The following is a 10,452-nucleotide window of genomic DNA, read 5'->3' as shown; positions in this document are numbered from 1 at the left end:
TCGTAGCGGCCACGCTCTTCTCGGGGCCGGCGTGCAGCTCGAACACGTGTTCCGCCGCGGCCGCGAGCGGCGAGCCGCTGGCGTTGACGAAGGCCACCGTGCGCGCACCTCCTTCGCGGAAGAACTTCGTCGGCGCGATCAGGTCGGGGCTCTGGCCGGACTGCGAGAAGGCCATCGACAGCAGGCCCTGGCAGTGGATGCGGCTCTGGTAGAGCGTGATCAGCGACATCGGCAGCGAGGTGACCAGCCGGCCCAGGCGCGCCATGACGAGGTAGGCCAGGTAGTGAGCCGCATGGTCGGAGCTGCCGCGCGCAATCGTCAGCACGCTGCTGGGCGGCTGCTCCTGCAGCGCCTGGCCCAGGCGGGTATAGCTCAGCGGGTCCGCTGCCAGTTGGCGGGCCACCACGTCCGGCGCGCTCAGCGCCTCTTCAAGCATCAACGACGACATCGATCTCTTCACCTTCTACAAACACGCGCCGCAGATTCAGTGCGGCATCCATCACGACCACATCGGCCCAGGCGCCAGCCTCAAGGCGCCCGCGGTCTGTCAGGCCCAGGTATTCGGCGGCCGCGGTCGACACACGCCGCGACGCTTCGGGCAAGGTCAGGCCCACGGTCTGCACGAGGTTGCGCAGCGCCTGGTCCATCGTCAGGGCGCTGCCGGCCAGCGTGCCGTCGGCCAGGCGCACACCGCCCAGGCATTTCTGCACCGTGTATTCGCCGAGGCGGTATTCGCCGTCGGGCATGCCGGCTGCGGCGGTCGAGTCGGTCACGCAGAACAGGCCGGGGATGCAGCGCAGCGCGACGCGGATGGCGCCGGGGTGCACATGCATGAGGTCGGGGATGAGCTCGGCGTGTTCGCCGTGGGCGAGCGCCGCGCCGACCATGCCGGGCTCGCGGTGGTGCAGGCCGGTCATCGCGTTGAAGAGGTGGGTGAAGCCCGCGGCGCCGGCCTGGAGGGCCGCCACGCCGTCGTCATAGCCGCCATTGCTGTGGCCGATCTGCACACGGATGCCGGCGTCGCGTAGCGGGCCGATCAGCGCCAGGTGGCCGACCATCTCGGGCGCGATGGTCAGCACCTTGATGGGCGCGAATTCGTTGAGCCGCTGCACCTCTTCCAGCGTCGCGGGGATGGCATGCGCAGGCTGGGCACCGAGTCGATCAGGGCTGATGTACGGGCCTTCGAGATGCACGCCGAGCACGCGGGCCGACTGGCGGCCGCGCTGGCGGCAGACCGGGCCCAGCGCCTTCAGCGCGGCCTCGATCTCGCCGACCGGCGCCGTCATCGTCGTGGCCAGCAGCGCCGTCGTGCCGTGGCGGGCGTGGCGGCGCGCAATCGTCGCGATGGCGTCGCCGCCCTCCATCGTGTCGCGGCCACCGCCGCCATGCACATGGGTGTCGATGAAGCCGGGCAACAGGATGGACCGGCCGCCCTCGCCGGCGCGCGAGACATCGATGGGCGTGCCGCTGACGGCCGCGATGCGGCCGTGGGCGATGTCCAGGTGGCCGGTGATCACGCCCTGGGGCGTGACGATGTCGCCTTCGAGTCGAAGTTTCATCAGTCCCTGCGCATCTCGGCCACGAAGTCGTAGTAGTCGCTTCGGCAATAGGAATGCGTCAGCTCGACGGCCTGGCCCGAGGACAGATAGCCGACCCGCGTGATGAAGAGGACGGCCGCACCTAACGGCACCTCCAGCAGACCGGCGAGCTTGGCGTCGGCATTCAGCGCGCGGATGTGCTGCAGCGCGCGCACCGGCGCGCGGTCGCCGAGGTGGGTGTAGAGCGAGGCCTCGACCTTTTGCGGGTCGGGCAGCACGGTCTGCGGCAGCACCGAGACTTCGTAGGCCATGACGACCGAGTCGGCCAGGCGCAGGCGCTCCAGGCGGGCGACGCGCTCACCGCTCTTCAGCTCCAGCGACAGCTGCTCGTCGGGTGCCGCCGGCGTGAAGCCGCGCAGCAGCCAGCGCGAGCTGGGCACGAAGCCTCGCTGGTGCAGTTCTTCCGAGAAGCTGGTCAGGCGCGTCAGCGGCTGCTCCAGCTTGGGCGCGATGTAGTTGCCCGAGCCGCGCTTGCGGATGATCAGCCCCTGCTCGACGAGACGGTCGATGGCCTTGCGCGCGGTGACACGCGACAGCTCGAGCTGCTCGGCCAGCACGCGCTCGCTGGGCAGGGCCTCGTCGGCGTGGAAGACCCCCTCGCGGATGGCCGTCGCCAGGCTCTGCGCGAGCTGCATGTAGAGCGGCGACGCCGCATTGGGATCAGGCTTGAAATTGAAGACGGCGCTCATGCGTGGTTCATTTCTTGTTGTTGAATCAACCAGAGCGCGCCGATGACCGGCTCGCCCTGAGATTCGACACGGCGAGACTGCAAGGCCGGGCTGAGGCGCGCGCCCAAGCGCAGCGCGATGCTGCCGGCCAGGGCCAGCGGCAGGGTGGGATGGAGGGCGGCAGCGAGGGCGTCGAGCGCACCCGCCGCCTGCGCCAGCAGCACGCTGGCGGCAGGGTCGTTTTCTTCGTGCTCGAAGACCAGGGGCGCCAAGCTGGCATAGCCCCTCTGCCCGGCTTGGGCACAGAAGCCCAGCATTTCTTCGCGCGTCGCGCCGGTCTGGCGCCAGACGGCCAGCACCAGCGGACCGGCCGGGACGCGGCTGTCGTAGGCGGCTTGAGCAAGCTTCATGGCCTGTTGGCCGAGCCACGCTCCACTGCCCTCATCGCCGATTTGCCAGCCCCAGCCGCCCACCATGCGGCGGCTGCCGTCGGGCAGCAAGGCCTCTGCAACCGAGCCGGTGCCTGAAATCAACAGTGCACCGGGCTGGCCGCCATGGGCGCCCAGCAGGGCGACGAGGCCGTCGGTGACCAAACTGAAGCGAGCCACGCCGGGGTTGGCCGCAACAAAGGCCTGCAATTGCGCCGGCACTCCGGTGCCGGACAGGCCCAGGCCGAGGGCGCAATCCTTCAAGGCCAGCCCCGGCACGCCGGCTGCGGCAATGGCCTCGCCGATGGGGCGCCAGGCCTGCTCGGCGCCCTGGCCGAGGGCCGAAGCGCCGGCCTCACCGCGGCCGAGAATCCGGCCCTCGACGTCGGCCACGATGGCGCGGGTGCTGGTACCGCCCCCATCGATGCCGACCCGGTAGCGCGCAGGGCGGCCAGAGTCGCGGGAGGTCAAAAGTGAAGGATTGAGAACGAGGGGCATGATCGACATGATTCAGTCGATACCACTCTAATACCAACGGCAGGGGCCGTCAATTGGTTTTAAACTGGTCTATGGCCACTCAAGCAGGCTACGGATTGGCCCCAGTCAGGCCGCACCCGCCCTCGGAATCGACAAGAATACCAGTGAGAAACCAACCCGAAACGGCCGCCGTGTTCATTCTTCATCCTGCCGCCAGCGAGGCCCTGGGCGATCTGCTGGGCCGCATTGGCCGCGTCGCGCACCGCCATCCGCGAGCGGCCGACAGGCTGCTCGAATCGCTCGCCGTAAACGCTTTCACGGCCGGCGACACCGCTGTCGGTGTGGATGCACTCTACGCGCGCTTCGGTCTGCTGGAGCCGCGCGGACGTGCACTGGAATTGCTGCCGGCCCTTGAACAAGCCGGTGCGCTGGCAGCCGCCGGACATTTCCCGGTGCAGGCCGCGCGGGTTTGCGAAGCGCTCGGGCGTATTGCCTACCAGCAGGGCGAGTATCAGCTCGCCAGTGAGCAATGGTCGCGGGCGCTGGACCTCGCGGAGGTCAGCGGTCATTTGCAGGCCGGCGTGGCCGCGCGCATTGGCCTCGGACAGATTCATTACGCCCAGGCCGACTGGGCGCGCGGCTTGCGCCAGATGCGTGACGCCGGCGAGCAACTCAAGCTCGGCGGCGGCGACGACAGCTACCTGGCCGCCAAGCTGGCGCTGAACATCGGCGTCGGCAGTTTTGAGACTGGCGACCTGCCCGCCGCCGAGCGCCATTTCAGCCATGGCCTGGCCGCGGCGCGGCGCGGCGGCCACCGCGTCTTCGAGGCCGAGGCGCATTGGCATCTTGCCCGCGCAGCGCTGGCCCGTCAGCGCATGGACTGGGCCGTGGCCGACTGCCGTCTGGCGCTCGACATTGCTGCTCGCCACGGCTACCCCTGGCTGGAGGCGGCCGCCAGCCGCACCTGGACCGAGATCGCCCTGGCCCGCGGCGACAACGCCGCCGCCGTGCGCTCGACCCGCCACGGCCTGGCCCTGGCCCAGCGCATCCAGGCTCGTGCGCAGGCACGCCAGGCCCACCTGCAACTGGCCGAGCTGCTGCAGGCGGAGGGCGATGCCCCCGGCGCACTGGACCACCTCTGGCAACACCTGGCCCTGCAGTCCGAGATCGAGCGCCTCAGCCTGCCCGCTCGCACGACGTTGGCCGCGCCGCCGGCCGAGGAGGCCGGCACGCCGGTCACGCCGGAGGAATTGCTGCTGCATCTGTGCGGCCAGCGCCAGCGCCTGTCCACGGCAACGCCGCCCGAGGCATTGGCTGAGCTGAAGGCGGCGAGCATCCGCATCCTCGGGCTGGCCAGCGTGATCCGTTGGCCGCTCGGCCAAGGCGGACTGAGCAACGCTGAGCAGCCGCGCTACGTCGACCTGCTGACCCGCCATGGCGCGCCGCTCGCGCTGCCGGATGCGGCCCTGCATCCCTGCCATGCCGAGCTGTCCGGCCTGCAAGGCGCCGCCGAGGCGCGTATCGAGGTGCCCCTGTATGACGGTGCGCAGCTGGCCGGCGCCCTGTGGCTGGTCGATGCCCGCACGACGCGGGCCTGGACGCGCCAGGAGCTGCTGATCGCCAGCCAACTGGCACTGCTGTTCGAGGTGGTGATCAGAGGCTGAGGCGCGTGGGGCGAGCGCGGCTGTTGAAGAGCAGTCCCCCCTTTCGCTGCCCGGAATCCGGCCGCGTCATCGCCTTTTCACGCCGCACTGTCACAGTGCGGCACTCGTGCACGCCACCTCCTCCGACACCCACTCACTCTGCGCCGCACGCCCCGCCCTGCCGCGCGGCTTCGGCCTCGTCATCGGCGCGCAGTTCGCCTCGGCGCTGGCCGACAACGCCCTGCTCATCGTCGCCATCGCGCTGCTCGCGCAGCAGGGCTTCCCGCTGTGGTGGGCGCCACTGCTGAAGGTGGGCTTCATGGCCGCCTATGTGCTGCTCGCGCCCTGGGTCGGGCCACTGGCCGACGCCTTCGCCAAGGGCCGCGTGATGGCCGCGATGAACCTCGTGAAGATGCTCGGCCTGGCGCTGCTGGCCCTCGGCCTGCACCCGGTGGCGGCGCTGGCGGTGGTCGGCCTGGGCGCTGCGGCCTATGCGCCGGCCAAGTACGGCCTGATCACCGAGATGGCGGCGCCCGAGGCGCTCGTGAAGGCAAATGGCTGGATCGAGATCAGCGTCGTGTCCGCAGCGCTGCTGGGCGCCGTGCTGGGCGGCGCGCTGGTGAGCCCGCTGTGGCTGGCTTCGGGGCTGGCGGACGTGTGCGATGGGCTGAACCTGCCGGCCGACAAGCTGACGGGATCGCTGGCGGCGCTGCTGGTCATCTACGCCGTGTCCAGCCTGTTGAACGCCGGCATCGCAGACAGCGGACGCCGGCAGCGCAGCGTGGCTCACGATCCGGCGACGCTGCTGCGCGAATTCCGCACTGCCAACCGCACACTCTGGCGCGACCGCGAGGGTGGGCTGTCATTGGCCGCGACGACGCTGTTCTGGGGCGTCGGGGCGACGMTGCAGTTCGCGGTGTTGAGATGGGCTGGCGAGGCACTCGCGCTGCCCTTGAGCCAGGCAGCCTATCTGCAGGCGGCGGTGGCGGTGGGCGTCATCGGCGGCGCGGCGGCGGCAGGGCGCTGGCTGGCGTTGCACCAGGCGCGGCATGGGCTTTGGGCCGGCATCGCACTGGGCCTGCTGATGCCAGTGGTGGCCGAGGTCAGCGAGGTGGCAACGGCCGCGGTCGTGCTCGCTCTGGTCGGCGCCGTGGGTGGCGCGATGGTCGTGCCCCTGAACGCGCTGCTGCAGCACCGCGGCGCGACGCTGCTGAGCGCGGGGCGGTCCATCGCCGTGCAGGGCTTCAATGAAAACCTGAGCGTGCTGGCGATGCTGGCGACCTATGCCGGCTGCGAAGCCGCGGGTGTGCCGATCGCGGTGACGCTCAGCGGGCTGGGCGTGCTGGTTGCGGGCGCGATTGCAGCGCTGATCTGGGTGGACACCCGCAGCCGCGCCTAGAGGCGCCTCGCGTCAGGCCACGGCCTGCAAACCCGTCAGTCGGAACACCGGCTCGCCGCGCGCGATGGCGCCTTCCAGCACCGATTCGAAACGCGCCGTGATATCGGCCCAATCCAATCGCCTTGCCGTGGCTCGCGCCGCCTCGGCCACCACCCGGCGGGCGTTGGCGTCCATGGCGGCAACGCCCGCCGCCGCGACGAAGGCGTCTTCCTTGCCCGGACCGGCCAGCCAGCCGTTCACGCCGCTACGGATCAGTTCGCCCGCAGCCGCACTCTCGAAGGCGATGACGGCGCAGCCGCTGGCCATGGCCTCGGTCGTCACATTGCCGAAGGTCTCGGTCAGGCTTGCAAACAGGAAGAGGTCCAGTCCGGCGTAATGCGCCGCCAGATCGTCGCCACCGCGCTGTCCTGCAAACACGGCGTCGGGAACACGCGCCGCCAGCTCGGCACGCATCGGCCCGTCGCCGACGAAGACGAGGCGGGCACGCGGTTGCAGCCGCTTCACAGCTTCAAAAGCGGCCAGCACGACGCCAAGGTTCTTCTCGGGGGCCAGGCGGCCGACGTAACCCATGACCAGGTCGTCAGACGCGGCGCCCCAGCTTGCGCGCATCGCAGCGTTGCGTCGCGCCGGATCGAAGCGCTGCGTATCGACACCACGGCCCACCACCGACAGCCGCTCGAAACCGCGTTCGGCCAGCAGCACGCGCATGGCCTCGGTGGGCACCATGGTTGCGTCGCAGCGGTTATGGAATTTGCGCAGATAGCCCATGATGGGCTTGGACAGCAGGCCCAGGCGGTAGTGCTTGCCGTAGGCATGGAAGTTGGTGCGGTAGTCGGACGTGACGGGCAGCGACAGGTGCTGGGCCGCCTGGAGTGCCGACCAACCCAGCGGCCCTTCGGTCGCGATGTGAACGACGTCGGGACGGCGCAGCGACCACAGCTTCACGAGGCTGCGCTTGCTGGGCACGCCCATGCGCAGGTTGGGATACAGCGGCACGGGCAGGCCCTTGGTCAGGACTTCGTCGATCTCGGGCTTGCCGGTGGGCTGCATGCCCATCCGGGCTGGCTGGCGCGGGCGGATGAGCTGCACGTCGTGGTTGCGGCGGTTCAGACCGTCCACGACGCGAGCCATCGACATGGCGACGCCGTTGACTTCGGGCGGATAGGTCTCCGTCACCACCGCAAGCCGACGCGAATGGCGCGGCGCGGGCAAGTCGTCAACCAGGATGTCGTCGGCGTCGGTTGCGGTTTTCATGCGCGCATGGTCGGCAGCGTTTGCAACAGCACGATGACAACCGGACCGTCACGCCGATTTCACGCAAGCAGCCCACCATCGCGCCGCTAGCCACCCAAACACGAGGACGGGACGTGAACGAGTTCTTTCAAACCCTGAAGACCCAGCGCTGGGACGACCACCGCTACTACCACCACAGCCGCATCAACCAAAGCCTGCACCTGATCAGCGCGCTGAGCTTCCTGGTGTCGTATGCGCTGTTGTTCGTGAATCCCGCGTGGTCGGCACTGCTGGCTTGGTGCGTATCGATGACGACGCGCCAGGCGGGCCACTTCTTCTTCGAGCCGCGTGGCTATGACGAGGTGAACAAGGCCACCGACGAGTACAAGGAAGAGATCAAGATTGGCTACAACATCCGCCGCAAGATCGTGCTGATGTCGGTCTGGGTGGCACTGCCGCTGGTGCTGTGGCTGTCGCCGTCGCTGGGCGGTTTGATCCAGCCTGCCGTAGGCCTGCAGGGCTTTATCGAGGACGTCGGCATGGCCTGGTTCTGCCTGGGCGTGACGGGCCTGGTGTTCCGCGTCGTGCAGCTGTGGGTCACGCAGAACCTGATGCAGGGCCTGGCCTGGGGTTTCAAGATCATCACCGACCCCTTTCACGACGTGATGCTGTACTGGAAGGCGCCCCTGTTCCTGTTGCGCGGCCAGCTGATCGATCCGATGGACCACGTGGGCCAGCAGGCGCATTGAGCCGATGGACGAGACCCTCACTCTTTCGGCGCTGGCCCTGGGCGTGCTCGCGCTGTTGCCGGCGGTCAAACGGCGCATCGAGCTGTCGCGGGCCAAGCACCGCTCACTGGCCGGGCACTCGCGCATGGCCAAGCGCTTGGCGCGCTGGGTGCCGGGCTATGCCTACGACGAGGCGCAGTTTTTCGCCGCTGACGGCGCACCGACGGAAGTTGCTGCCCAACGGCGTGCCGCACTGCAGCGCCTGGGCGCCGAGTTCGACAGCCGCTTCGCGAAGACGCTCGCGGCCACCGAACAGGCGCGCGACACCATTTCTGATCTGCGCTTCACGGGCCGCTACCGCGTGCCCTTCCAGTTCAGCCCGGTGCTGCGCGAGCGTCTGAAGGTGGGCGCCTTCCTGCAGGCCAGCTCCGGCGTGCAGGTGGAGGACCTGGACGGCAACCGGTTCTACGACCTGACGGGCTCCTACGGCGTCAACGTGCTGGGCTATGACGCCTATAAGGCCTRCATCGACGAGGCCGTGGCCACGGCGCGCGAACTGGGCCCGGTGCTCGGTGCCTACCACCCCTGCGTGCTGGATGTGCTGTCGCGGCTGAAGGCCATCTCGGGCCATGAGGAGGTGAGCTTCCACATGTCCGGCACCGAGGCCGTCATGCAGGCCGTGCGACTGGCGCGGTATCACACCAAGAGGAAGCGTCTGGTGCGCTTTGCCGGCGCGTATCACGGCTGGTGGGAGGACGTGCAGCCCGGTCCCGGCAACCCGCTGCCGCCGCGTGAGACCTTCACACTGCAGGACATGGCGGAGCGCTCACTGAAAGTGCTGGCCACGCGGCGCGACATCGCCTGCGTGCTCGTCAACCCGCTGCAGGCCCTGCATCCCAATGCGAATGCGCCGGGCGACTCCGCGCTGATCGACGGCAGTCGCCGCGCGAGCTACGACCGCGAGGCGTACACGGCCTGGCTCAAGAAGCTGCGCGAGGTGTGCACGGCACGCGGCATCGTGCTGATCTTCGACGAGGTGTTCGTGGGTTTTCGCCTGGCACCGGGCGGCGCTCAAGCGTACTTCGGCGTGAAGGCCGACCTCGTCACCTACGGCAAGACGCTTGGCGGCGGGTTGCCGGTGGGTGTGGTGTGCGGCAGCCGCGCACTGATGCAGCGTTACCGCGAGGACCGGCCGGCGGACATCTGCTTTGCACGCGGCACCTTCAATGCGCACCCCTACGTGGTGGCCGCAATGGCGGCGTTCCTGAAGCGGATCGAGCGCCCCGAGACGAAAGCGCTGTACGACGGCCTCGACGCACGCTGGAACGCGCGCTGCGCGCAGTTCAACGCCCGCCTGCAGGCGGCCGGCGCGCCAGTGCGCATGGCCAACCTTTCGACGATCTGGACGGTGATGTACGACCAGCCCGGCCGCTACCACTGGATGCTGCAGTTCTATCTGCGCAAGCACGGCCTGGCTCTGAGCTGGGTGGGCACGGGACGGTTGATCTTCAGCCTGAACTACGGCGACGCCGAGTTCGCCGAAGTCATGAATCGCTTCATCGCCGCCTGCGACGAGATGCGCGCCGACGGCTGGTGGTGGACCGCGCCCGAGTTGACCGCCAAGGCCATCCGCCGCAGCGTGTTCCGCGAGATGCTGGGTCAGAAGTTCTGATGAAAAACCACGAAGCATCGCCCGCGCTGGACGGCGGGATGGATGGCAGCGCCCTGGCTCGCCCGGGCTGGTTCAAGCGACTGGTGGCGCAGGAGGACTTGAACTTCCTGTTGACCAACCGCGTGCCGCGCATCGCCCTGACGAAGCTGATGGGGCGCTTCTCGCGCATCGAGAGCCCGTGGCTGACCAAGCTGACCATCGCCATCTGGCGCATGTTCACGCCGCTGGACCTGGGCGAGGCCAGGCACACCAACTTCCGCTCGCTGAAGGACTGCTTCACGCGCGAACTCAAGCCCGGCTCGCGGGTGTTCGACGCGCGGCCGGAGGTGTTCGCGAGTCCGAGCGACGCCATCGTCGGCGCGACCGGCCTCGTCGAACGCGGCCAGGTCTACCAGGCCAAGGGCTTTCCGTATTCGACGGAGGAGTTGTTCGGGCCGACACAGGACGCCAGCGCTTTCGAGGGCGGCCGCTTCGTCACGCTGCGGCTGACGTCGGCGATGTACCACCGTTTCCACGCGCCGGCCGACGGCACGGTGGAGCATGTGACCTATCTGAGCGGAGACACGTGGAACGTGAATCCGGTGGCACTGAAGCGTGTGGAACGGC

The 10,452-nt window shown here is 69.0% G+C and carries 10 protein-coding genes; 5 read left to right on the top strand and 5 right to left on the bottom strand.

Annotated elements, in window-relative coordinates; all coding sequences use genetic code 11:
• The 4 genes from ACXJKR_RS14825 to ACXJKR_RS14810 form a co-directional block, all read right to left on the bottom strand.
• Positions 1-448 (bottom strand): SIS domain-containing protein (locus ACXJKR_RS14825; RefSeq protein ID WP_457323477.1); only part of this gene is annotated, 448 nt, incomplete at its 3' end.
• On the bottom strand, positions 429-1,559 hold the full coding sequence (gene nagA / locus ACXJKR_RS14820) for an N-acetylglucosamine-6-phosphate deacetylase (RefSeq protein WP_056194629.1): 1,131 nt from the start codon (positions 1,557-1,559) through the stop codon (positions 429-431). The genes ACXJKR_RS14825 and nagA, both read right to left, overlap by 20 nt.
• The gene (locus ACXJKR_RS14815; protein ID WP_056194626.1) at positions 1,559-2,287 is read right to left on the bottom strand and encodes a GntR family transcriptional regulator; all 729 of its coding nucleotides are present in this window, start codon (positions 2,285-2,287) and stop codon (positions 1,559-1,561) included. Before ACXJKR_RS14815 ends, nagA begins: the two co-directional genes overlap by 1 nt.
• Positions 2,284-3,192, bottom strand: coding sequence for a BadF/BadG/BcrA/BcrD ATPase family protein (locus tag ACXJKR_RS14810; protein WP_457323476.1), 909 nt, complete (start codon positions 3,190-3,192; stop codon positions 2,284-2,286). The genes ACXJKR_RS14815 and ACXJKR_RS14810 overlap by 4 nt, the downstream gene beginning before the upstream one ends.
• Positions 3,193-3,335: 143 nt before the next feature.
• Here ACXJKR_RS14810 and ACXJKR_RS14805 point away from each other — a divergent pair, with 143 nt between their 5' ends.
• Together ACXJKR_RS14805 and lplT are read left to right on the top strand one after the other, a co-directional pair.
• Entirely contained in the window at positions 3,336-4,835 is a 1,500-nt protein-coding gene (locus ACXJKR_RS14805) for a GAF domain-containing protein (protein ID WP_457323475.1), read from the top strand.
• A 106-nt stretch (positions 4,836-4,941) separates the two neighbouring features.
• Positions 4,942-6,213 carry a lysophospholipid transporter LplT gene (lplT, locus tag ACXJKR_RS14800; protein ID WP_457323474.1) on the top strand — a complete coding sequence of 424 codons (1,272 nt, stop codon included), beginning with the start codon at positions 4,942-4,944 and terminating at the stop codon, positions 6,211-6,213.
• Positions 6,214-6,225: 12 nt separating this feature from the next.
• Here the strand turns inward: lplT and ACXJKR_RS14795 are convergent, their stop codons facing one another.
• The gene (locus ACXJKR_RS14795; RefSeq protein ID WP_056194617.1) at positions 6,226-7,467 is read right to left on the bottom strand and encodes a glycosyltransferase family 4 protein; all 1,242 of its coding nucleotides are present in this window, start codon (positions 7,465-7,467) and stop codon (positions 6,226-6,228) included.
• Positions 7,468-7,580: 113 nt separating this feature from the next.
• On the opposite strand from ACXJKR_RS14795, the gene ACXJKR_RS14790 reads away from it, so the two are divergent.
• From ACXJKR_RS14790 to ACXJKR_RS14780, 3 genes are all read left to right on the top strand, one after another.
• On the top strand, positions 7,581-8,195 hold the full coding sequence (locus ACXJKR_RS14790; protein WP_056194663.1) for an Mpo1-like protein: 615 nt from the start codon (positions 7,581-7,583) through the stop codon (positions 8,193-8,195).
• Between the two features lie 4 nt (positions 8,196-8,199).
• The gene (locus ACXJKR_RS14785) at positions 8,200-9,846 is read left to right on the top strand and encodes an aminotransferase class III-fold pyridoxal phosphate-dependent enzyme (RefSeq protein WP_457323473.1); all 1,647 of its coding nucleotides are present in this window, start codon (positions 8,200-8,202) and stop codon (positions 9,844-9,846) included.
• On the top strand, positions 9,846-10,452 hold a 607-nt coding region (locus ACXJKR_RS14780; protein ID WP_457323472.1), incomplete at its 3' end, for a phosphatidylserine decarboxylase. The genes ACXJKR_RS14785 and ACXJKR_RS14780, both read left to right, overlap by 1 nt.

It is taken from the genome of Roseateles sp. P5_E11, assembly GCF_054049355.1.
This window is presented reverse-complemented; position numbering and strand designations above follow the sequence as displayed.

Bases quoted from the DNA above. Each gene is read 5' to 3' on its own strand.
- nagA (WP_056194629.1), bottom strand. From the start codon at position 1,559: ATGAAACTTCGACTCGAAGGCGACATCGTCACGCCCCAGGGCGTGATC.
- ACXJKR_RS14810 (WP_457323476.1), bottom strand. From the start codon at position 3,192: ATGCCCCTCGTTCTCAATCCTTCACTTTTGACCTCCCGCGACTCTGGC.
- ACXJKR_RS14815 (WP_056194626.1), bottom strand. From the start codon at position 2,287: ATGAGCGCCGTCTTCAATTTCAAGCCTGATCCCAATGCGGCGTCGCCG.
- ACXJKR_RS14795 (WP_056194617.1), bottom strand. From the start codon at position 7,467: ATGAAAACCGCAACCGACGCCGACGACATCCTGGTTGACGACTTGCCC.